The organism is Streptomyces sp. NPDC005483, assembly GCF_040606035.1.
Classification (GTDB): domain Bacteria; phylum Actinomycetota; class Actinomycetes; order Streptomycetales; family Streptomycetaceae; genus Streptomyces.
Genome location: NZ_JBEXEA010000047.1, coordinates 29745 through 52165, shown reverse-complemented (window position 1 = coordinate 52165; position 22421 = coordinate 29745). Strand labels below are relative to the sequence as shown.

The following is a 22421-nucleotide window of genomic DNA, read 5'->3' as shown; positions in this document are numbered from 1 at the left end:
CGTGTCCGCCAGGAGGTGGGTGTGACCTCGCCGACCGACATGATCAAGTCGAATGGCCGGAAATACTACCCGGGCATCGGACTGCTGGAGCACTCATGATGGCTGGGGTAGGGCATATGCCTCTACCGGGTGCCCTACAACGGTCTCGCTGTGCGCTCTACGATGGTGGCCAGGCCCCGCCCGCGGTGGCCCCCACAAACCGGCCCGCCATGTGGCGGCGAGCGGGCCGGAGCGATACGGACAGATGCCCGGACATGCCCCCATGGCCGGGGAGCACGCCGACGAAGGAGGGGCTGCAGCCATGAGTTCGCTGTTGACCGAGAGCGACCTCATCCACGAGGCCGAGGTGGTGTGGCTGGAGAACCTCGAACGGCTCGACTACGTCCGTCAGGCGCTGGACAAGACCAGGCGGCGCAACACCAAGCCGCCGTACGCGCGCGACGGCCGCATGGTGGGCTATGCCCTGCTGGACGAGGACGCCTCACCGGACCCCGACAGCGGTCTGTACAAGCGCCGGGTGTTCTTCCTGCTGCCGCACGACCGGGACAGCCTTCCCGACGGTCTCTACTGTGAGGGCGCGCCGGGCGAAGCCGTCGACCCGCGCACGATCGAGCCGAAGAAGCCGGGAGCCAAGACTCCCCGCTCCCAGTCGGGCTCGGTGGTCGTGGCGTCAGCGCCCTGATCCCTTGTCGGTCGGTCTCCGGGAGAGTTCCGGGGCATCCCATTCCAGGGTTTGCTGAGGCGCGGCGACAGTCCTCCACTACTACGACGGTCTTTTGCGCGCCATGGGTTCACGTGCGTCGGCCTGTGGAGCCGACGCACGCCACCTGCTTCCGCCTTATGCCTTGGTCCGCAGGACGAAGGCACGGACCGCCTCCGCGAACAATTCGGGCTCCTCAATGTGGCCCATGTGCCCGCTGTTCTCGAGCACCAGCAGCCGCGAGTCGGGTATCAGCTCGTCCAGTTCAGATCCCCAGCGGGGACTGCAGATCACATCGTGACGGCCCACGATCACTAGTGCCGGCGGCTCCAACCCCCTGAGGGCGGCGCGATCGTCGATGACCTCGGGAACGAGCCTCTCGTCCAGGCCGGAGATGTGGGTGGCCCGGACCGCGTCACGATAGGGCGCCAGCCGCTCCTCATTGCCCCAGTAGTCGGCGAAGTAGGAGGGTAGTACGCCTCGCGCGACCGCCAGCGTCTGCTCGTCGCTGGAGATGGTGGACATGGCCCCGAACGCGGCCAGGACCTCGGGTAGTCCCGGGTGGTCTGCGTGCTTAGCAACGAACGCCTCCACCATGCGGCCCGCCTCCGCACCGTGCTCGGGCCCGGTGACAGGGGCGCCTTCATACAGCACCACGCCCGCCACCTGCTCTGGGCGGTGCAGGGCGTGGTAGGCGGCTACGAAGGCGCCGTGCGAATGCCCCAGCAGGTGCACCTTGGACACTCCGAGGCGGTTGATCAGAACCTGGAGGAAGCGGCTGTAGCGCTCGCGGGTGTAGCCGTGCGGGTGCGAGGAGAGTCGGCTGTCCTCGGACGTGCCCACCGGTTCGACGTACACCATCGTCAGGTGCTCCTCGAGAGCCGGCATGCGCAGGTACTCCCAGAAGATGCCGGGACCGCCCGAGTGCGCCACGCACACTGGTCCGCTGCCGTGCACGTGGTAACGCTGCACTATTCCGCCGGTCCGGTAGAAGTGAGTGCCGAGGGATAGTGGGTTGGTGTGGGTGGTGGAGGTGCTCATCGGGGTCTCCGTAACTCCGCAGGGGCAATGACACCGACAGGACGCTCCGAAATCCGAGAAGTTCTATCACCACGTTGTGATGTGGGTCACTAGGCCTGCCGTCTCAGGTCGGGGCAGGCATGCTCGACGGCGCCGGGCGGGCTGTGTGGTAGAGCGAAACCCGGTCGAAACGGCCACCGTCGACCGACATGATCCAGGCAACACCAGGCGGGCAGTGGTCCGGATGGTCGGATGGGCTGATCAGCTCCATCTCCCAAACGACCAATGACCGCCCGGCCACCACGTGCAGAGGGTGCTGACGTACGCCAGCCGAGAGGTCTCCGTCCATCCCTGCCAGCAAGAGGTCGGTGCCGCCCAGCCGTTGACCTCCAGCCAGCAGCGAGACCTCGGGGGAGTAGCGGTCTTTGATCACCTTGCCGAACTCGCCGCGCTCGGCCGCCGCGAGCGTCTCGCGTGCCTCCTGCCAACTGGCCTCGGTGCGGCGGGACATGTCGTCGTGCGCCGAGGCCGCGATGGCGCTGAGGGCCTGGGCGAGGGCGCCGCGCGCCTGGTGCAGCCGACTGCGCACCGTACTCACCGGTACCGCGCAGGCCTCGGCGATCTGCTGGTAGGAAGTGACTGAGGTGGAGAAGTACCGCAGGACGAGGGGAAGGCGCAGCGTCGGCGTCAGCGCCTCGACGGCCTCCCAGACCCAGTCTCGCAGCGCGTGGGTCTGCAGGACCTGTTCGGGTGTGGCGCCGGAGGCAGTCAGGGGCACCGCTTCCATGGGTTCGACCCGCTGGGCAGTGCGCAGCAGCGTGCGGCAGCAGTTGCGGACGACCATGCGAAGCCAGGGCCCCACGGCTTCCGGGTCGCGGATGTCCCCGATCCGGCGCAGTGCCATCAGTGCGGCTTCCTGCATGACGTCGTCCACGTCCGGGCCAGGCCCCAACAGACTGAGCGCCACCGCCCGCATGCCGGGCCGGTGGCGCTCCAGCAGCAGGGCCAGTGCCGACACGTCGCCCGACTGCGCGGCCCGGGTCAGAGCCGCGTCCTCCGCCGGGCCGACGTCTCCGGGTATCCCGTTCATACCTTGCCCTCCCGGCCGTGACATGTGTCTTCGACCCTAACCGCGTGCGCGGTGGGGCTCAGTACCAGTGGTTGGCCTGCCAGAACGTCCACGCCTGGCACGGGCTGCCGTACGAGCTGTTCATGTAGTTGAGGCCCCACTTGATCTGGGTGGCCGGGTTGGTCTGCCAGTCGGCGCCGACCGACGACATCTTGGAGCCCGGCAGGGCCTGGAAGAGGCCGTAGGCGCCGGAGGACGCGTTGACGGCCCGGTAGTTCCAGCTCGACTCGTGGTTCACGATGTTGCTGAAGCACTGGAACTGACCGCTGGGCACCATCTGCGCGGCCATCGCCTGGATCTGCGCGACCGTGTAGGAGCTCTGGACGGGGAAGCTGGAGGCGGAACGGGAGGCCGCCGTCTTGGCCTCGGCACGTTCTTTGGCTTCCCTCGCCGCCTGCTCGGCGGCCTCCTTCTTCTCGATCGCTGACTTGGCAGCAGCCTTGCGGGCCGATGCCTCGGCGTCCTTCTTGGCGCTCGCGTCCGCCTGGATGGCCTGGACGTTGGCCTGCTGCGTCAGTGACGCGGTCTGCGTCTGGGCCTGCTCGCCCGCGGGTATCTCCGCTAGAAGGGTGGTCCCGACTGCTGTCCCCTCGGCGTCGTTCGTCTGAGCGGTGCTGGCCGAGGCGACGCCGACGACGCTTCCGACAGCGGTGACCGCAGTGGCGGAGGCCACTGCGAATCCCCGTACCGACCTGAGGCTCACGTGTGTTCCTTTCGGGGCGTGCCCGGGCGAGTGCCGCGGCTGTGATGGACAACTGGGCTGCCGAAAGCTGGAATTAAAACACTCTTTCGTTTCAGAGAGGTCATGTAAATGTCTTGGGAGGTGTGAATGCTCACACACGTTCTCGGCCGACGGCTCAGAGGGCTGAACCTTTCGGCGGAGGCGACACGTCTAGGAAGAGTCCTACCTGTCGGCACTTGTGGCGCGGATAGGTGTGATCTGCTGGGTGGAGCGGTCGCCCTCATGTCGGGGAAGAGCATGAGGACGACCACCCTGTCCTGCGTCGGGGCCAGTCCATGAACATCCCTGGCGCAGGAGTCTTCTCTGGGGCAACGAGGTTGACGGCACGGCAGGTTCATAAAGGGAGGGAGACAATCGACCTGCACTACTGGTTCTCCTCTTTGTCCCAAATGGCCATCGCAGACCGGAGCACTGGATGACGAACGACCCCACGACGACGCCTGGTTCAGCACCGTTCGCGCACGCGCTCCCGGACATCGCCAGGCTGCGCCGGCACGTGGAGTTCCTCGCCGCCGAACCCCGCAGCCGGCTGCGCGCGCCTCGGGCCATGGAGCGCGCCGAACACTACGTCGGCGAGCAACTGACCTCCGCGGGCTGGCTGGTGGAGCGACGGCCGTTCGATGTGCGCTGGCAGCTCGACCGACCGGCACGGCCACCGCGCGCTCGCCCTGAAACCACGCCTGCACCGGCGCCTGCGCGGAGCGAACCTCATCGCCTCGCTGCCCAGTTCGGGCACCGGCCCGGCCGTGGTGGTCGGCGCGCACCTGGACAGCGTCAGCGGCAGTCCCGGCGCCGACGACAACGCCTCCGGCGTGGCGGTCCTCCTGGAGACAGCCCGCCTGCTGGCCGAGGCGCCCCTGCCCGCCCCCGTCGTGCTGGCCGTGTTCGACATGGAGGAACTCGGACTGATCGGCGCCCGTCAGGCAGCCCGTGAACTGAGCCGGGGCGACGGCGTGCGGGGGATGATCTGTCTGGAGTCCGTCGGGTATTTCGCGGACGATCCCGGCACCCAGAAACTGCCCGTCGGTTTCGAGCGCGTTTTTCCCGAGGCGTCCACCGCGGTGCGGGAGAGCGGACACCGGGGTGACTTCGCCCTCGTGGTGCACCGGCGCTCCTCGACCGCGGCAGCACGGACATGGCAGCAGGCCGCCGCGGCGGCCTCCCCGTCACTCCGGGCCCTGCTGCTGCGCGATCCCCGGCCCGACGGCCCGCTCGGCCTGCTCATCGGGCTCGCGGTACCACCCGCCAACCACCTGGGACGCAGTGACCACGCGCCGTTCTGGAATCGTGGGGTTCCCGCGCTGATGCTCACGGACACCGCAAACTTCCGCAATCCGCACTACCACCGGTCGACGGACGTGCCGAGGACCCTCGACTACGAGCGCCTGACCGCCGTCACCGAGGCCACCGCCCTGACCGCCACCTCGTGGCCCGAGCCGCAGACGCGCCCGGGACGGCGCGGAGGACGGCGGGGTGGAGCACCACAGGCTCCGGACAGCGGCGCTGAACGCGATCAGTCGCGGTGAGCCTGCGGCCTGCGGAGCAGATTCGCAGACTCGGCGTCCCAGTCGATCTCGCTGAGCTCGTCGCCAGCGGGCACTAGCTCGTACGTGTACGTCAGCCACTCGGCCAGCGGCAGTGCGGGCAGCTCGAACAGGGCTGCCATGTCCTGGGAGACCAGTTGCAGCCGCGCGGTGGCCCGGCCCGCGGACTGTGACGGCCAGATCTGGACAGAGCCGAGACCACTCATCGAGTCGAGCCCCTGATGGAGGAGATCACGGCCGATCCGCCACAGGACGCGCGGACCGTCCTTGATGGCCAGTTCCACAGACACAAGCCAGGGAGCCTCCGGATCGAAGCGGAATTCGGCCCGCACGGCCTGCCGGGTGGAGAGGTCCAGTACTCGCTCGATGTCCAGGATCAGCTCGTGGCGACCGTCCACTGTGGTTCGGCGGACCTGTCGATCTGATGGGTTGCCGCTCATGACGAGTGATCCCTCTCTGTGGCGGAAGCTGGTCTCATCCACTCTGGCGGCCGCGGAAGCGACGTACATAAGTAATATGACCGACCCGACTTCACTTACATCGGCGGCGAACGCGGTGGCACGCATCCCCGGTCGGCTCTTCAGACGGACCGGTATCTGCGTCATGACGGTCTGATCGGGGCTTGGCCCGACCCGCCCGGAGCTCTGCGACGACCAGTCCAGCGAGCCCGCCCCGGGCTGCCGGGTTCCGGCAGTCGTCACGGGCCATGAACATTAAGTCATTCGACTGTCGCCCCTGACCTGCGCCTGAACGATGCTGAAACGGTCGCCCGTGTGCCGGTGCCGGGTGATCGTCTGGCTCGGAGGAAACAGCCGTGAACCGTACCCCCGTGGTCTTCATCCATGGCGCGTGGCTGCACGCGCTCTCCTGGGAGTCGTGGGCAGAGCGTTTCGCCAGCCGAGGCTTTGTCTCCTTCGCACCAGGCTGGCCGGGGGAGCCTCTCACCGTGGGAGAAATGCGGAAGTCCCCCGAGCGGCTTGCCGACGTCGGCCTGGACCTGCTGACCGACCACTACGCAAGAATTGTAGACTCGTTCGATATTGCACCCGTGCTCATCGGTCACTCGGTCGGCGGCCTGATCGCCCAGCACCTCATCGGCGCCAACATCGGTCAGGCCGCGGTGGCGATCGCCCCGGTGCCGGTCAACGACATCGCGCCGCCCGCCCCGCCGTCCGGACTGTGGTTGCCCGGCCAGACCGACGACGGCGATTCCTCGGTGCACGACTCTTCGGTGTCGCTGTCCCCAGAGCAGTTCCGCGGCTTCTTCGCGAACAGGGTCAGCGCGCAGGAGTCGGCCCGGCTCTTCGATCGCTATGTGGTGCCGACGCCCCGAAGGCTGCTCGCCGACCTCGGGTACCTGGGCTCTGCGCCAGGTCCACGTGTCGTGGCGGACGTGGCCAACGCCGACCACGGACCGCTGCTGCTGATCTCGGGACAGGAGGATCTGCTGGCGCCCGACGCCGCCACACGCGCGGTCTACAAGCGGTACGGAGACTCGCTGGCCGTAGCCGATCTCAAGCAGTTCGCGGACCGGGCACACTCTCTGGTCATCGACAGCGGATGGAGGTGCGTCGCGGACTACGTGCTCGGCTGGCTCGGCGAACACGGTCTGCGGGCACACCGCTCATGAGCACCGCCCACGGGGAGCCCTTGAGGGGACTCACTCACACGTTCTGGTCGTCGGGAATTTTGCCCAGTGCGTCGCGAAGGGCCGCGCGGGAGGTGATGCCGAGCTTGGGGAAGACCCGGTACAGGTGTGAGCTGACCGTCCGTGGAGACAGGTGCATGCGTTCGCCGATCTCCTTGTTGGTCAGACCGCTCGCGGCGAGGTCGGCGATGCGACGTTCCTGCCAGGTGAGTTCGGGGAGTGGAGTGGTCGCGCGGGTGGCGAGGCCGGAGGCGCGCAGTTCCGCTTGGGCACGTTCGGCCCAGGTCGCTGCACCGAGGCGTTGGAAGGTCTGGGCCGCGAGGGTGAGCAAGTGCCGGGCGACCTTGGGGCCGTGGGTGTGGCGTTGGCGGATGCCGTGAGCGAGGTGAATACGGGCAAGTTCGTAGGGAAAGAGGTGGCCTTGGGGGTGGGTCTGGGCCTGGTGGTAGTAGTGGTCGGCCTCAGTGGGGTCGGGGGTGGTCATGGCGAGGGCGCCGTAGGTGATCACGGCCAGGCGGGGGGAAATCTGGGGGAGCCCTGAGTGATGGGCGGCCTGAGCGTGCTCGTGGGCCTGCTGGGTGCGGCCGGTGTGCAGAGCTGCTTCGACGAGGTCGAGAAGGGTGCGGGGGGCTTGGTGAGCGTAGGGGCGGAAGGTCCCGGGTGCGGTGATGCCGATGGCGTGGAGGTAGGCGGCCTCGTAGTCGCCTTCGGCGAGGGCGGCGGTGGTGCCGATGGCGTCGGTGATCTGGGTGAGGAAGCCGACACCGCGGGGGCGGGCCCAGGCGTCGACGGTGGCCTGGAGTTCGCGGGCGTATTCGACCTGGCCGCGCAACGCCGCCAACAACCCCAGATAGGCGTACGCGTGGTGGATGAACAGCGCGTGCTTGTGTGCGGTCGTCAGCTCCAGGCACCGCTGCCCGGTCCGCTCCGCCTCGTCCCACTCACCCACTGTGATCTGGTCCAGCATGATCAGATGCAGCATGGTCATGGCGTCGGCCATGGCGCCCGTCTCGATCTCGCGGTCCACCGTGCGCTGCAGATACGGCCGGTACTGGCTGAGCGCGTCCACGTGATAGGCGGCGACGCCCAGCCGCGTGACGTCCCAGGGCCGCAGCGCGTGCAGGTCGGCGAAGGCACGCTCCACCCGTTCCTGCACTCCCGCGCCGCGCCGGACCACGTCGCCCCACGCGTCCTGGTAAATACGCGAGTTCGCGGGCACCGCGTCGCCCAGGCTGTCCAGCAGCTCGTGGACCCGCTGCCACCACGCCTCGTCACTGCCGTACTGGCTGATGGCCAGCAGCAGATCGATCAGCCGCGTGAGTACCTCGTCCGATGCCCGGACCTCGCGATCGCGCATGCTCTCGATCGCGGCGAAGACCTGGTGCTGGGAGGACCGGATGTCGCCGTCCTCGAAGAAGGCGACATAACCCGAGGCGACCACCGAGTCCGGGGAGCCGTCGGTGTCCGCGCCGGTACCCTCGCGGACCAGCCGGCGCGCCTGGTCCAGGCGGCCCGAGTGCCCGGCGACATAGGCGGCGCTGCCCAGCCTGCGGGACCGCTCCGCGCGGCTCTCGCTGAGCTCGGCGGCGCGGGTCAGCCAGGCCACGGCGGCGACCGCGCCGCCCCGCCGGGTCGCGGACTCGGCAGCCGCTTCCAGGGCGGCGGCAACCTCCTCGTCCGGGTCGACGGTCGAGGCCGCCAGGTGGGTGGCCCGCCGCTCGACGTCGTCACGGTGCACGTCGGCGAGTACGGCGTGCGCCGCGCGCCGCTCGTTCGGGGTCGCCGTCTGGACGACCGACGACCGCACCAGCGGGTGCCGGAAGACGAAGTCGCCACTCAGCGGATCGACCTCCACCAGCCCGCAGTCCACGGCCTCATCGGCGTCGGTCATGCGGTACCGCCCGCCCCGTGCCTGACCGGCCGCCGTACCGGCCCCGACACCGTCCAGGGCACCGCGCAGCAGCTCCGCGCGGACGCTGCCGCTCAGGGCCTTGATGCGGGCGCCGTACACCTGTTGCAGGCGTTGCGGCAGGGGGATGCCGGTGTATCCGAAGGACTCCTGGGCCGTGTGTTCCGTCCGGTTGCCATGAACATACGGAGGCAGTTCCAGCAGGGCCAGCGGGTTGCCCTGCGCCTCCTCCAGGACCAGCCGGCGGACGTGGTCGGCGAGATCGGGGTGGTAGATGTCCAGCATCTCCTCGGAGGCTGTCTGCGACAGCGTCGCCACCGTCAGCTCCGGCAGTGCGGCGGTGTCGAAGCCCGAGGGCACCCCGGCCCGCAGGACGACGACGAGCTTCACCGAGCTGCCGGTGAGGCGGCGTCCCACGAAGCCGATCACCTCGGTGCTGGAGGCGTCCAGCCACTGGCCGTCGTCGAGCACCAGCAGCAGCGGGTGCTGCGAGGCGGCCAGGGAGAGCAGGTCGAGGACGGCGATGCCGAGGGTCATGACCGACGGGGGAGTGCCCTCGCTCCGGCCGAAGACGACGTCGAAGAGCTTGCGGTGGACCTCGTCCAGTTGGTCGATGAAGGACAGCAGGGGGTACAGGACCTGGTGCAGACCGGCGAAGGGCAGCTCCGACTCGGCCTCCACCCCGGCCGCCCGGATCACCCGGTGCTGCTCGGCATCCGCGAGCTGTGACACATGTCCCAGCAGTGCGCTCTTGCCCACACCCGAGTCACCTCGCAGCACGAGCGCCCTGCCTCCGGGTGCTGCCACGAACGCGGACAGCACCTCCCGCTCGCTGTCCCGTCCGAGCATTGTCCTGACCGCTGACTCCACCGTCCCCCACTCCCTTCCCGATGAACCAGTCCGGCCCGCACGCTGTCGCGTCCAGGCGCATGGATCACGCCAAAACATTTTGTGAGGGTACGTTGCTGCCCCTCCCCGCCGTGATGGCAGGTGCCTCCGCTGCGGTCGCCCCCGCTCGAGGGAGATGTGTGCCCGCACACCTCTTTCGGACGGCTGCGCCGGGGACAACGCGGCCGGTGGGGCGGCCCGGCACTCCTCGGTGCGATCCCCGGCGGGGGCCTGCTGTGCTCGTGACACGTCCGGCCGTCCGCCCTTCACACCTTCACGCAGAAGAGTAGGGCGCACCATGGCATCCGTCAGCCGCTATGGCCGAAAAAGTTCTTCTTGTACGGCTGCCCCCATACCCAGAGACGGTGTCTGTAGGGCTGGCCCCACGACCAACCGGCATCCGTCGCACACCGAGGGGGTGTGTACCTTCTGCCAGAAGACATGTCTCGGCGGCGTGACGGCCCCGGACGACGAGGAGGACCACCGACATGAGCCACTCGGCCCGCGCGTTCTGGCTGCGTCCACCGGGTCACGGAGAGATCCGTGACCTGCCGCTCGCGGAGCCGGGCGACGGCGACGTCCTGGTGCGCACCCTGTGGTCCGGGATCAGCCGCGGCACCGAGACACTGGTGTTCCGCGGCCAGGTGCCCCGCAGCCAGTGGGACGTCATGCGGGCGCCCTTTCAGGACGGCGACTTCCCCGGCCCGGTGAAGTACGGCTACCTCAACGCCGGCGAGGTCGAGCAAGGCCCCGCGGACCTCGTCGGGCGCACGGTGTTCTGCCTCTACCCGCATCAGACCCGGTACGTCGTACCGGCTGCCGCCGTCACCGTCGTACCGGACTCCGTGCCCGCCGAACGCGCGATCCTCGCCGGCACCGTCGAGACCGCCGTGAACGCCCTGTGGGATGCCGCGCCGCTGGTCGGGGACCGGATCGCCGTGGTCGGGGGCGGGATGGTCGGCTGCTCGGTGGCGGCGCTGCTCGCCCGGTTCCCCGGTGTGCGGGTGCAGTTGGTGGACACCGACCCCGCCCGGGCCCGTACCGCCGCCGCCCTCGGTGCGGAGTTCGCCGCCCCGGGTGACGCGCGCGGCGCCTGCGACCTGGTCGTGCACGCCAGTGCCACCGAGCAGGGCCTCGTCCGTTCCCTGGAACTGCTGCGGGCCGAGGGCACGGTGGTCGATCTGAGCTGGTACGGCGACCGGCGCATCGCCCTTCCGCTCGGCGAGGGCTTCCACTCCCGCCGCCTCACCCTGCGCAGCAGCCAGGTCGGGACCGTCTCCCCGGCCCGGGCCGACCGTAGCTACGCCGACCGCCTCGCCCTCGCCCTCAAACTCCTCGCCGATCCGGCGCTGGACGCCCTGATCACCGGCGAGAGCCGCTTCGAGGACCTTCCCGAGGTGATGCCGGGTCTGGCAGCGGGCGACATTCCCGCCCTGTGCCACCGCATCCGGTACGCGGACTGAGCCGGGCGCGGCGCCCCTCGGTGCGACGTTTCAGACACATGTGAGTTAGTCTGACACGTATCTAGCTGTACATGTGTACGGCCGCAAAGGCGGGCCCGAGGGGCGCCCGCTGGGGAGCGAGATGACATGGACTGGGCCGACCAGGCGCTGTGCCGGACGCAGCCGGACCGGATGTTCGTCGAAGGCACCGCCCAGAACGAGGCCAAGGCCCTGTGCCTGGACTGTCCGGTGCAACTCGACTGCCTTGCCCACGCCCTCGACCACCGCGAGGAGTACGGCGTTTGGGGTGCGATGACCGAGCGGGAGCGGCGGGCGCTGCTGCGCCGGCGGCCGACTGTGACGTCGTGGGCGGAGATCTTCCGGACGGCCCACGGGGACGCCCCGCTGATCAGCCATCCCCGGTCGGCCGGGGGCCGGTAGTGCCTGTTGGCCCAGTTCACACATGCGAGTGGCGCGGCTCACGTGAACCGCGTCCTCTGACTCACACGTTCCACAGGTGTGTGACACCGGAGCGGGAAGAAGCTGATGCACGATGAAGGACGGCGCGACCGTCTGGCTCCCCTACCAGCGAAACCAGATCCCCGGCCTGCCTGACGGGCTCTCCTACGCCTACTGGGACGGCACCGGACCGCTGCCCGGCGACCCCGCCGACGTCCGCTTCCTCGTCGGCATCCCGGCGCCCGGAGCCGAACGCGTCCTGCGTCCCGTCCTGCCGTACCTGCGCAACCTCGAGGTGCTGCAACTGCTCAGCTCCGGCTACGACCACATGGTGCCGCTGCTGGACGGGCTGCCCGCCGGAACACGGCTGGCCACCGGGCGCGGAGTGCACCGCGAGACCACCGCCGAACTGGCGGTCACCCTGCTGCTGTCCCTGTGCCGGGGCCTGGACGGGTTCGCGGCCCGGCAGGCGCGGGGGGAGTGGGTGCCCGAGGTCCGTTCGACTCTGGTCGGCAAGCGCGTCCTCGTCGTCGGCTACGGCGCGGTCGGCGCCGCGGTCGCCGCCCGGCTCGGCGCGTTCCGGTGCGAGGTCGTCCTCGTGGCCCGCACCGCGCGCACCACACCTGCCGGCCGGGTGCACGGGGCGGCGGAACTGCCCGCGCTGCTGCCCACGGTGGACGCCGTGGTGCTGTGCGCGCCGCTCACCGACGGCACGCGCGGCATGTTCGGCGCGGACGCCCTGTCCCTGCTGAAGGACGGAACTCTGCTCGTCAATGTCGCCCGCGGCGAGCTCGTCGACACCGGCGCGGTGCTCCGCGAGGTGCGGGCGGGGCGGTTGCGTGTTGCCCTCGACGTCACCGACCCCGAGCCCCTGCCCGCCGGACACCCCCTGTGGAGCCTGCCGGGCGCGCTCATCACCCCGCACGTGGCGGCCTTCACCGACGCCTTCCCCACACTGACCACGGATTTCCTCCGCCGCCAGCTACACCGCTACGCGCGGGGCGAGGACCTGCACAACGTCGTCTTCACGGCGTCACCGGCCGAAGGAGGCGAGCAAGCTGCCTAGGCCCATGACACCCGCGTACGGCGACCGGCACCCGCGACTGCTCGGACCCGACACGCGTCTCGCGGAGGTGTACGCCACCTTCGAGACGGCGGGACATGCCGATCCGGCCGGGACCTGGCAGGCCCTGACGGGTGCCTGGAACTGGGCCGCGTCGCTGCCGGCCGCCGTGTGCGACCTGGACTTCCCCGGGGCGACCGCCCGGCCGCCCCCCGGCGGCTTCACGCTGTCGGGGCTGTGGACTCTTCCCGCGCACGAGCAGATCGGCCCCTGGCTGACTCTGCCGGTCCCCGTGACAGGGGCCGGCGAACCCGACCTCTTCGTCGTCGCGTCGAAGGCACTGCCCAAGGCGAGCGGGGCCACCGCCCTGGTTCGGCTCGATGACCTGTACGTTCCCGCCGGCTTCGCCACGCACGCGGCGGGCGCTCCGCTGCGGGCCGGCGACGCGACGTTCCTCTGGACGGCGGTCGCCGCCCTGGCCCTGGGCACGGGCCGTCGTATCACCGACGTACTGGCCGCCCCGCATGCGGGTGGGGCGGCCAGTACCCGCGCCGCCGCCGAACTCGCCGCCGTCCTGCACGACGAGCGGCTCAGCCTGGCCGCCGCCCTGCACGACGCCCCGTCCGCCCGGCACGGCCTGTCCGCGGCCGCCGAGCGGCGGCTCGCCGTGCGCCTCCCACGAGCCGGTCAGGCCGTCCAGCATGTGGTCGCAGCGGCATACCAACACGTGTTGACGGCAGACTTGGGCGGCGCCTGCCACCCCGTGGTGAGTCTGATCGAAGCGGCCTCACCGATACTTCAGCAGGCGCGTTACACGACGGAGCTTCTGCCGCCTGGCGGCAGGACCTCCTCGAGGGAGGCTGACCACGGTGACGACCGCCGCATATCAGGGTGAACCCGGCTCCAACTCGGCAACCGCCGCGCGCGCCCTCTTCCCCGAGGCCCGCGAGCTGCCCTGCACCAGCTTCGAGCAGGCCCTGGACGCCGTGACGCTCGGCGCCGCCGACATCGCCGTCATCCCGGTCGACAACTCCGCGGCCGGACGCGTCGCCGACGTACACCATCTGCTGCCCGAGTCGGGGCTGTTCATCGTCGCCGAGTACTTCCTCGCCATCCGCTTCGACCTGATGGGCGTGCCCGGCGCGACGGCGGACCATGTGGAGTGCGTACGCAGCCATGTGCACGCCCTCGGACAGTGCCGCAAGATCCTGCGAGAGGGCGACTGGCGCACCCTGGTCAGCGACGACACCGCCGGGGCCGCCCGCGAGGTGGCCGAGCTCGGCGACCCGCGGCACGCGGCGCTCGCCCCGCCCGCCGCGGCCGAGCTCTACGGCCTGGAGGTGCTGCGCGCCGAGGTCGAGGACGACCCGGACAACACCACGCGCTTCGTCGTCCTGTCCCGGGACGCGTCCTTCGCCCCGCACACAGGGGAGCCGACGATGACGAGCCTGTTCTTCTGCGTGCGCAACATCCCCAGTGCGCTATACAAGGCGCTGGGCGGGTTCGCCAGCAGCGGCGTGAACCTCACCAAGATCGAGAGCTACCAGATGGGTGCGGGCCTCAGCCCCAGCCGCTTCTACGTCGAGGTCGAAGGCCACCCCGACGACGAGCGTGTCGCCCTCGCCCTGCACGAACTGCGCTTCTTCTCCTCCGAGGTGCGCGTCCTGGGCGTCTACCCCGCGCACCCGCACCGCGGCGGGAGCTGACGAGGGGACGGGTTCCCCGCCGCCGTCGCCATGGGCGCCGGGGAACCCCTCACCAGCAGGACGTAGCCAACCTCACCGAAGGTTCACACCGTACCCGGCACATGTGTGTGGTCATCGACACCCACCGAGAAACGTGATCTGACCGGGCACGGCCCGCGACCACCTTTTAAGGTGTGAGCATGACCCAGCACCGCAAGGGCCTCGTCCTCGACTTCGGTGGTGTGCTGACAACCCCCCTGCTGCTTGCGGCGCTCGCTTTCGAGCGTCGCGAGGGACTCGCCGAGGGAACCCTGCTCACCGGCCTCTACCTGGATCCCGAGGCGATCCGGCGCACCGAGGAACTGGAGCGCGGCACCCTCACGCAGAGCCGCTGGAACCAGGCGGCGGCCGAACGTCTCGGCATCCCGGCGGACAACCTGATGGGCCGCATCTTCGCGGACCTGCGCCCTGAGCCCGTGATGATCGCCGCGGCCGCCGCCGCCCGCCGGGCGGGCATCAAGGTCGGCATCCTCTCCAACTCCGTGGGCCTGACCCCGTGGAACCTGTACGAGGGCTATGACGTGGAGAGGCGGTACGACGCCCTGGTGCTGTCCGAGGTCCATGGCATGCGCAAGCCCGAACCGGAGATCTTCCGGCTCGTGTTGAAGGAACTCGGTCTGACGGCCGAGGAGTGCGTGTTCGTGGACGACACCGCGCAGCACCTGCCGCCGGCCGCCGAGCTGGGCTTCGCCACCGTCCACGCCGTGGATCCGGCGCGAACGGTTGTCGCCCTGGAAGCTCTGCTGGGCGTCCCGCTGACGTAACCGAGCCCCCGGGACACGGCCCCGAACCGGGCCACCCCTTGAGGAGACACCTATGAAACTGGGCCTGGCCCTGCCGACCTTCGGTCCCGACGCCGGTCCGGAAGGCATCCTGCGGATCTGCCGCACCGCCGAGGACATGGGATACGACTCGCTGTGGACCGGCGACCGCGTCCTGGCCCCCCGCGTGCCGAGCGCGCCGTACCCGAGCGGCAACGGCGAGATGCCGCGCATCTACGAGAACCACATGGACCCGTTGGTCGCTCTGACGTTCGCCGCGTCCCACACCACACGGGTCCACCTGGGTACGAGCACGCTGAACGGTCTGTGGCTGCCCCCGCTCATGCTGGCCCGGTCGTTGACCACCCTCGACGTCCTCAGCAAGGGCCGTCTGCTCGTCGGACTCGGCCTGGGCTGGATGCCCGACGAGTACACCGCGGTCTCCGTGCCCTGGAAGGGGCGCGGCGCCCGGCTCGACGAGACCCTGGACGTCCTGGAGGGGTACTGGGCCGGCGACGTCTTCGCGCACGAGGGGCCGCTGTTCACCGTTCCGGAGACCGTGGTGGGCCTCAAGCCCGGTCAGCGGCCCGGGCCGCCCGTGCTGCTGGCCGCGTTCACCCCCGTCGGACTGCGGCGGGTGGGGCGGCGGTTGGCCGGCTGGCTGCCCGTGGCGATGCCGCTGCCCCAGCTCATGGGCATGTGGGACGTCATTCAGAAGGAAGCGGTGCGGGCCGAACGCGACCCGGCGACCCTGCGGATGGCGCTGCGCGTCAACCCCCAACTGACGGACACGCGGACCGATCCGGACCGGATGCCCCAGGCGGGCACGCTCGGCCAGTACATCGACTACGCGCGGGCCGCCGCGGAGGCGGGCGTGCACGAACTGTTCGTGGACTTCGGGCAGACACCGGCGACTCTCGCCGAACGCGTCGACCTGGCCGGCCGTTTCCTCGACGGGGTTCGCCGGGGCTGACCCCACTGGTGCGCCGGCACATTCGTCGCCGGTATGCGGAATGTGTCGGCCACGTTCTTGGTTTCCCGGAGCACTCACCCTTCGACTCCTCGTCCCCAGGCGCCGCGCCCTGGGGAGGTTCGTCATACGCACCGATGGGAGAAGCCTTGAAGCGCTCCACCACCAGGAACGAGTCGTCTCGTCTGCGCCGCGTCCATCTGCCCGGCACCGTGCCGTCACCCGCCCCGGCCGCCCTGCGGCCGCGGGACGTCGACGAGAAGCGCGAGACCACCGACACGGACACGGCCCGGCACGTCGTGGAATGAGCTGAGCAGCGGCGGCGTCCCGTCCCGGTGACACCGCCTTGCCACCTCGACGCCGACGGCCCTCGAAGACACCTTGCTCCAGGTGTCTTCGAGGGCCGTCGGTGTGTCAGGCGGTCATGACGTGCCGAGCCCGTTCAGCAGGGTGCCGACGACCACGTCCGCGGCCTGCCCCGGGGTCAGCTCGGGCAGTTGCCGGGACACCAGGTGCATCAGTTGCGGCAGCAGCGCGCTCGCCCATCCCTCCGGCAGGTCGCCGCGCAGCAGGCCATCGTCGGTGGCGCGCTGCAGGAAGGCGTCGACCTCGTGGACGGAGGCGTCGCGGCGGGCGTGCGCGGCGGTGTCGCTGAGCATGCGGGCGAGGTCGACTGGCCAGGTCCGGTTGACGGCGATGATGTTCTCGACGTAGCGGTGCAGGGCGACGGCGACGGGCGCCTCGCGCAACCGGGCGTCCTCGATGGCGTGCTCGATGGCCGTGAGGCGGGCTTCGTAGATGGCCGCGAGAAGGTCCTCGCGGGAGGCGAAGCGCCGGTAGACGGTGCGCCGGTCGACACCTGCCTCGGCGGCGATGCTCGCGATGCTGGCGCCGGGATCGGCGGCGAGCATATGGGCACCGGTGGTCAGGACGGCTTCCAGATTGCGTGCTGCGTCGGCTCTCACCGCCCCGAGTCTAGTGCCGGAATGTGATGCCTGAGACATCTAACGCCTCTTGGGAGTAGAACCCTGGACATTAAGTGCTACAGTGGAGTGACAGATAAGAGAGATTCCGTCATTCTCTTGTTACTCTTCTAGAGAGGCACCTTCCATGTCGAAGGCATCCGCATCACCCAAGGCAGGTGGGGTCGCCGCCGCGATGAGCGCGCTGATCCTGGCCGTGCTGCTGGCCGCACTCGACCAGACGATCGTCTCCACCGCGCTGCCCCGCATAGCCGAGGACCTGAACGGGTTCGACAACATCGCGTGGGTCAGCGCCGCCTACCTGCTCGCCTCGACCGCGGTCACCCCGCTGTGGGGCAAGCTCGGCGACATGTTCGGCCGCAAGCGGCTGTACCTGGCCTCGACCTCGATCTTCCTGATCGCCTCGGTGGCCTGCGGCCTGGCACAGAACCTGCCCGAGCTGATCGGCGCCCGCGTCCTGCAGGGCGTCGGAGGCGGCGGCATGATCGTGCTGACCTTCGCCCTCGTCGGCGACATCGTCGCCCCCAGCGAACGCGGCCGCTACCAGGGCATGTTCGGCTCGGTCTACGGCGTCGCCAGCATCGTCGGCCCCCTCCTGGGCGGCATCTTCACCGACCAGCTCTCCTGGCGCTGGGCCTTCCTGATCAACCTGCCCGTCGGCATCGTCGCCCTGACCATCGCCGCCCGCGCCCTGCCGGCCGCCACCCGAGGCGCCAAGGCCCGTATCGACTACCTCGGCGCCACCCTCCTGGCCGCCATCGCCACCGGTCTGGTCCTCATCACCTCCTTCGGTGAGCGCTGGGGCTGGGGCTCGCCGGCCATCGTCGGCCTGATCGTCGCCACCGTCGCACTGGCCGCCGTGCTGCTGCCCGTCGAGCGCCGCGCCGCCGCCCCCGTCCTGCCGCCGGCCATGCTCGGCTCCCGGACCGTGGTGTTCTCCTCGCTGATCGCCTTCTTCGCCAACGCCGCCATGTTCGCCGTACTGGTCTATCTGCCGACCTACCTGCAGATCGTCCACGGCGTCTCGGCCACCCTGTCCGGCATCTACATGCTGCCGCTGGTCGCCGGCCTCGTCATCAGCCAGTTCCTGGCCGGACGATGGACCGCACACGCCCGGCTGCTGCAGAAGATCCTGCTGGCGGGCCTGATCGCCAACCTCGCCGGACTGCTCCTGCTCGGCACCATCGGCGCCGCCACCAGCACCCTCGTGCTCAGCATCTACTTCCTGATCACCGGCGTCGGCATCGGCATGGTCCCCATGGTCGTCCTGACCACCGTCCAGAACAGCGTGCCCGCCACCGACCTCGGCGCCGCCAGCGCGGTGGTCACCTTCTCCCGCTCCATCGGCGCGGCCTTCGGAGTCGCCGTCTTCGGCACCCTGCTCAACACCGGCTTCGCCGACCTCACCCACGCCCTGCCCACCGCAGGCGGGTTCGACGCCGCCCGCCCCGACACCATCGGTCAATTGCCCGGTGCCCTGCGCGACACCGCCCTGGACGCCTTCGCCCACGCCACCGCCGCCGGCTACCTCTGGATCGCCCCGGCCCTCGCCGTCGGCATCCTGCTCTCGCTCTTCCTCAAGCCGGCCCGCAAGAACGCCGAGGCGGACCGCACCGCCCCCAACACCGAGGCACCCGACACCCAGGACGCCGACGCCAAGGACGCCGTCCACGCCGCCTGACCCACCGCACGCTCCGCACTCGTCCGGCCGACACCTTCCTGGGTGCCGGCCGGCGGCGTGCTACGGGGCGCTCTCCGCGAGCCTCTTGAGCTGAGCCAGCCACAGAGAGTTCAGCCGCTGCGCCCACAACGGGGACGACACCTGAAGCCACTTGGCGGCGGGTCCGCGGACCACGTTCTCGGTCACCACATGGGTACCGGACTCGACCGCGGTCAGCAGCCAGGCCTGGTACATCTGCACACCGGCACCGACACCCGACCAGCCGAGCCGGTACGGCGGCACATGCCACCCACGAAGATCTCGAACCGATGCCGGTGCAGCCACACCTCGAAGTTCCTGGCCAACGGCCCGGCCCGCACCTCGGTGATGCCCGGCACCCACTCCGGCCACCGGGCCACATCGCTGAGCAGCTCGAAGGCCCTGCCGGGCGGGGCGTTCACGACGGCCTGCGCCGTGCAGAAGTTCTGGGCCTGGTCGGGGGAGAAACCCGACGGCCAGTGGATGTCCGGGTGGCTCTCCGAGGCGCCGGGCACGGGGTCCCCTCTCGTGGTGCGGGATGGCTCCCGAGGCGGCCACCCGTCGAGGGCGGACCGGAAGGACCCCCTCCACCCCCACTCTCTGCGGCGGACCGGCACCCCACATAGGTCACATGACTTGGAGAACCCCAGCAGCCCGAGACGCCCGGATCCGGGGCGTCACCGGCCGTCGTCCGCCCGCGCGTCGAGCTCCGACAGCGCGTCCCGCAGCGCCGCCCGCGAGGTGATGCCCAGCTTGGGATAGATCTGGTACAGGTGCGTGCCGATGGTCCGATGGGACAGCATCAGCCGCTCGGCGATCTGCTTGTTGGTCAGCCCGGTTGCCGCGAGCCTGGCGATCTGCAACTCCTGCGCGGTCAGCGCCACCGGGCTCGGCCGGGCGTCGGCCGGCGCGGACTGGCCGCTGGCCCGCAGCTCCACCGCGGTACGCGCCACCCACGGCTTGGCACCGAGGCGCTGGAAGGTTTCCAGCGCCTGGACCAACTGATCCCGCGATAGCGCGGTGGCCCGCAGCCGCCGCAGCCGTTCGCCGTAGAAGAGACGCACCCGTGCCACGTCGAAGGGCCAGCGCTCCGGGTCCGGCAGAGACAGCGCCCGGTCGAAGAGCGCCAGGCCGGGCCGGCCGGGTGTGGTCAGTGCCTCGCAGGCCAGCACCAGCATCTCCAGCCGGGGGGACAACGCGGCCATCGACGACGCGCGCATCGCGGCCGCGTGCGCCGCGGCCTCCTTCTCCCGGCCGGTACGCAGAGCCGCCTCCACCAGGTCCATCGCGCCCCACATGGCGATCGGGACGTACGGGGCCACGGTCCCGGGTGGGCTGAGCGTGCAGGCGTGCTGGTAGGCGGTCTCGAAGTCACCGCTGCCGAGGGCCGCCAGCGCCCGGGCATGGCAGGCGAAGAACCGGGCGCCGTACGTTCCGCGCGGCATCGCCCACCGGACGATCGCCTCGGTCAGGGCGGCGCTGGTCTCGGCGTCACCCTGCGCCGCGGCCACGACCGCCTGGATGTAGTGGAAGTACCACGCGAAGAACCGGTAGTCGTGGTTCGCGCACAGTGCGAGCCCCTCGGCGGCCAGCCCAGCGGCGTCCTCCCACCGCCCCAGATGGAAGTAGTCCAGGCCCAGATGCATCAGCGCGCCCAGGTGCCGTCGCACCGGCGCGGTTCCGGCGCGGCCCTGTTCCACCAGATGAAGGGTGGCCCACCGGAAGGCGCCGAGCCGGTCGGGAAAGACCGAGGCGGTGCCCACCCGGATCACCCGGGTGGGGTCGTCGCCCACCGTGGCGATCAGCTCGGTCAGCCGGGGCAGCGCCGCCGCACCCGTGCGCGCCGGGTCGGCGAAGGTCTGGGTGATCACCCAGAGCAGTTCGGGAGGGCCGGGGGTGAGCCGATTCATGAACGCCAACATCGGTTCCCACAGTTTCGGGTCACCGCCGTACCAGCACAGCAGCACCAGCACGTGCAGCGCCTCGATCAGCCCCTCGTCCTCGGCGTCATACCCGTGCTCGGGCTCGGCCGACTCGGTCGCGCCCACCAGTAGCCGGTAGGCGGTGTCGATGTCGCCGTCCCGGTTGATCAACAGGAAGGCGGACGCGGTCGCCGCGTGCAGCGACTGATGTCCGGCGGGATGGACGAGCCGGGACTCGGCAAGCAGCCGTGTGGCGTCGTCCAGTTCACCGCCGGCATCCACGCCGACATAGGCCGCGACGGCGAGCCGACGGCTCGCGTCGGACGCGGCGGGGCTGAGCCCCGCCGCCCGGGTCAGCGCCGCGACGGCACCGAGCGCGTCCCCGCGGCGCAACCGACGGCGCGCGGCCTCCTCCAGCAGGGCCGCGACCGTCTCGTCCGGGCCCGTCGCCGCCTCGCCCAGATGCCAGGCGCGACGCTCCGGCTGGCCGCCGAGCACGTCCGCGAGCGTGTGATGAGCCTTTCTGCGGTCCGCGGCACTCGCCAGTTCCACCACCGCGGAACCGATCAGCGGATGCCGGAACGACAGGCGTCGGTTGTCGGCGGAGATCGTCACCAGCCGGTCCCGCTCGGCCGGACCGAGGTCGTCGACATCGGCCCGGCCGGCCGCCGCCTCGATGACGGCGAGGTCGCCCGTTCCGTCGAGGGCCGCGAGCAACAGCAACTCCCGGCTGCGAGAAGGCAGCTCCGCCACCCGCGAGGCGAACAGCGCCTGCAACCGCTCACTCAGCGGCAGTACGGCCGGCACCGCCGCGAGCGTGACACGCTGCTCGGCGGAGAGTGCCGTCGGCAGCTCCACCAACGCCAACGGGTTGCCGCGCGCCTCGGCCGCGATCCGACGCCGTACGGCGGGGGAGACATCGGGGTGCGCGAGGGCCAGGAGCTCGGTCGACGAGGCGTCGTCCAAGGGCCGCAACCGGTGCTCGGCCAGACCGCTGGACTCGAAGAAGCTGTCGGCGCCGTCCCGGGAGGCGGCGAGAAAACCGATCCGGCTGCCGACCAGCCGCCGGGCCACGAACCCGAGCACCGCGTTGGTCGCCCGGTCCAGCCACGGCAGGTCGTCGATCACGAGCAGCAGCGGCGTACGGGCCGCGGTCAGCCGTAGCAGCAGCAACACCGCCGTGGAGGTCAGCAGCCGGTCGGGCGCCGGCCCGCCCCCGATGCCGATCGCGACCCGCAGCGCGTCCCGGTGGACGGGATCGAGGACGTCGAGGTCGTCGAGGAGGGGGACGAGGAGCTGGTTGAGACCGGCGTAACTGATGTCACCCTCGAACTGCACACCGGCCGCGCGCAGCACGCGAACACCGTTGCGCAGGGCACCGGTCGCGACCGCGTCGAGCACCGCGGTCTTGCCCACCCCCGCCTCGCCCGACAGCAGCAGGGCCGCGCCCTGGACCTCGGAGTTGCCGAAGAAGGACTGGATGAAGGCAAGATCTTGGTCGCGTCCCACCAGCCGTGTCGAGGCCGGGCAGACGGTCGAGTCCAGGTCATTCATCGAGCTGCCTCCAACGGCCGACGTCTGAAGGCCCGGTGCTGTCCGCCGACCTGGCTGCGCTGCACCTGGCTCCGTGCTGTCATGCGATCACTGCAGTCTAAACGGCGTCCAGATCATGCCTTCGCGCCGGTCGGACGGGCCGGCACGGCGGGGGAGCGGCTCGTGGAGGTTCTCTTTGCATGAGCAATACACAAAGCGTAGGGCTCCCCCTATGGTCCGGTCGTCGGGCGGTTGGGCATGCTG

The 22421-nt window shown here is 70.3% G+C and carries 21 protein-coding genes; 12 read left to right on the top strand and 9 right to left on the bottom strand.

Annotated elements, in window-relative coordinates; genetic code table 11:
• The first annotated feature begins 301 nt into the window (after window positions 1-301).
• On the top strand, window positions 302-682 hold the full coding sequence (locus ABZT06_RS44845) for a DUF6009 family protein (protein ID WP_355754357.1): 381 nt from the start codon (window positions 302-304) through the stop codon (window positions 680-682).
• Between the two features lie 156 nt (window positions 683-838).
• Here ABZT06_RS44845 and ABZT06_RS44840 read toward each other — a convergent pair whose 3' ends face one another.
• The 3 genes from ABZT06_RS44840 to ABZT06_RS44830 all read right to left on the bottom strand — a co-directional run bounded on the left by ABZT06_RS44840 (window position 839) and on the right by ABZT06_RS44830 (window position 3552).
• Window positions 839-1741 (bottom strand): alpha/beta hydrolase, encoded by a 903-nt coding sequence (locus ABZT06_RS44840; RefSeq protein ID WP_355754354.1) that lies wholly within the window; start codon window positions 1739-1741, stop codon window positions 839-841.
• Between the two features lie 103 nt (window positions 1742-1844).
• Window positions 1845-2810, bottom strand: a complete 966-nt coding sequence (locus ABZT06_RS44835) for a sigma-70 family RNA polymerase sigma factor (RefSeq protein ID WP_355754353.1) — start codon at window positions 2808-2810, stop codon at window positions 1845-1847.
• A 58-nt stretch (window positions 2811-2868) separates the two neighbouring features.
• Window positions 2869-3552, bottom strand: a complete 684-nt coding sequence (locus tag ABZT06_RS44830) for a lytic transglycosylase domain-containing protein (RefSeq protein ID WP_355754350.1) — start codon at window positions 3550-3552, stop codon at window positions 2869-2871.
• A 659-nt stretch (window positions 3553-4211) separates the two neighbouring features.
• Here ABZT06_RS44830 and ABZT06_RS44825 point away from each other — a divergent pair.
• Complete coding sequence (locus tag ABZT06_RS44825) at window positions 4212-5117, top strand: M28 family peptidase (protein ID WP_355754348.1); 906 nt, start codon at window positions 4212-4214, stop codon at window positions 5115-5117.
• Here the strand turns inward: ABZT06_RS44825 and ABZT06_RS44820 are convergent.
• The gene (locus tag ABZT06_RS44820; RefSeq protein ID WP_355754346.1) at window positions 5105-5575 is read right to left on the bottom strand and encodes an SsgA family sporulation/cell division regulator; all 471 of its coding nucleotides are present in this window, start codon (window positions 5573-5575) and stop codon (window positions 5105-5107) included. The two genes, ABZT06_RS44825 and ABZT06_RS44820, sit on opposite strands and share 13 nt — an antisense overlap.
• A gap of 374 nt (window positions 5576-5949) precedes the next feature.
• Here ABZT06_RS44820 and ABZT06_RS44815 point away from each other — a divergent pair, with 374 nt between their 5' ends.
• A complete protein-coding gene (locus tag ABZT06_RS44815) occupies window positions 5950-6765 on the top strand; it encodes an alpha/beta hydrolase (RefSeq protein ID WP_355754344.1) in 816 nt (271 codons plus the stop codon).
• 34 nt (window positions 6766-6799) lie between these two features.
• On the opposite strand, the gene ABZT06_RS44810 is transcribed toward ABZT06_RS44815, so the two are convergent.
• A complete protein-coding gene (locus ABZT06_RS44810) occupies window positions 6800-9541 on the bottom strand; it encodes a LuxR family transcriptional regulator (protein ID WP_355754363.1) in 2742 nt (913 codons plus the stop codon).
• Between the two features lie 527 nt (window positions 9542-10068).
• Here ABZT06_RS44810 and ABZT06_RS44805 point away from each other — a divergent pair.
• The 8 genes from ABZT06_RS44805 (at window position 10069) to ABZT06_RS44770 (ending at window position 16328) form a co-directional block, all read left to right on the top strand.
• Complete coding sequence (locus tag ABZT06_RS44805) at window positions 10069-11043, top strand: zinc-binding alcohol dehydrogenase (protein ID WP_355754341.1); 975 nt, start codon at window positions 10069-10071, stop codon at window positions 11041-11043.
• Between the two features lie 126 nt (window positions 11044-11169).
• The gene (locus ABZT06_RS44800) at window positions 11170-11463 is read left to right on the top strand and encodes a WhiB family transcriptional regulator (RefSeq protein ID WP_355754339.1); all 294 of its coding nucleotides are present in this window, start codon (window positions 11170-11172) and stop codon (window positions 11461-11463) included.
• 112 nt (window positions 11464-11575) lie between these two features.
• Entirely contained in the window at window positions 11576-12547 is a 972-nt protein-coding gene (locus tag ABZT06_RS44795; RefSeq protein WP_355754337.1) for an NAD(P)-dependent oxidoreductase, read from the top strand.
• 4 nt (window positions 12548-12551) lie between these two features.
• Window positions 12552-13439, top strand: a complete 888-nt coding sequence (locus ABZT06_RS44790) for a hypothetical protein (RefSeq protein WP_355754335.1) — start codon at window positions 12552-12554, stop codon at window positions 13437-13439.
• The gene (locus ABZT06_RS44785) at window positions 13414-14250 is read left to right on the top strand and encodes a prephenate dehydratase (protein ID WP_355754333.1); all 837 of its coding nucleotides are present in this window, start codon (window positions 13414-13416) and stop codon (window positions 14248-14250) included. Before ABZT06_RS44790 ends, ABZT06_RS44785 begins: the two co-directional genes overlap by 26 nt.
• Window positions 14251-14429: 179 nt before the next feature.
• Entirely contained in the window at window positions 14430-15053 is a 624-nt protein-coding gene (locus ABZT06_RS44780; protein ID WP_355754331.1) for an HAD family phosphatase, read from the top strand.
• A gap of 52 nt (window positions 15054-15105) precedes the next feature.
• Complete coding sequence (locus ABZT06_RS44775; protein WP_355754329.1) at window positions 15106-16023, top strand: TIGR03619 family F420-dependent LLM class oxidoreductase; 918 nt, start codon at window positions 15106-15108, stop codon at window positions 16021-16023.
• A 146-nt stretch (window positions 16024-16169) separates the two neighbouring features.
• A complete protein-coding gene (locus ABZT06_RS44770; RefSeq protein WP_355754326.1) occupies window positions 16170-16328 on the top strand; it encodes a hypothetical protein in 159 nt (52 codons plus the stop codon).
• A gap of 114 nt (window positions 16329-16442) precedes the next feature.
• Here the strand turns inward: ABZT06_RS44770 and ABZT06_RS44765 are convergent, their stop codons facing one another.
• Entirely contained in the window at window positions 16443-16931 is a 489-nt protein-coding gene (locus ABZT06_RS44765) for a TetR/AcrR family transcriptional regulator (RefSeq protein ID WP_355754361.1), read from the bottom strand.
• Window positions 16932-17130: 199 nt separating this feature from the next.
• On the opposite strand from ABZT06_RS44765, the gene ABZT06_RS44760 reads away from it, so the two are divergent.
• Window positions 17131-18684, top strand: coding sequence for an MDR family MFS transporter (locus tag ABZT06_RS44760; RefSeq protein WP_355754325.1), 1554 nt, complete (start codon window positions 17131-17133; stop codon window positions 18682-18684).
• Window positions 18685-18744: 60 nt separating this feature from the next.
• Here the strand turns inward: ABZT06_RS44760 and ABZT06_RS44755 are convergent, their stop codons facing one another.
• The 3 genes from ABZT06_RS44755 to ABZT06_RS44745 form a co-directional block, all read right to left on the bottom strand.
• Complete coding sequence (locus ABZT06_RS44755; RefSeq protein ID WP_355754323.1) at window positions 18745-18924, bottom strand: hypothetical protein; 180 nt, start codon at window positions 18922-18924, stop codon at window positions 18745-18747.
• Window positions 18897-19217 (bottom strand): SRPBCC family protein, encoded by a 321-nt coding sequence (locus tag ABZT06_RS44750; RefSeq protein ID WP_355754321.1) that lies wholly within the window; start codon window positions 19215-19217, stop codon window positions 18897-18899. The genes ABZT06_RS44755 and ABZT06_RS44750 overlap by 28 nt, the downstream gene beginning before the upstream one ends.
• 162 nt (window positions 19218-19379) lie before the next feature.
• Entirely contained in the window at window positions 19380-22178 is a 2799-nt protein-coding gene (locus ABZT06_RS44745; RefSeq protein ID WP_355754319.1) for an AAA family ATPase, read from the bottom strand.
• Window positions 22179-22421: the final 243 nt, after the last annotated feature.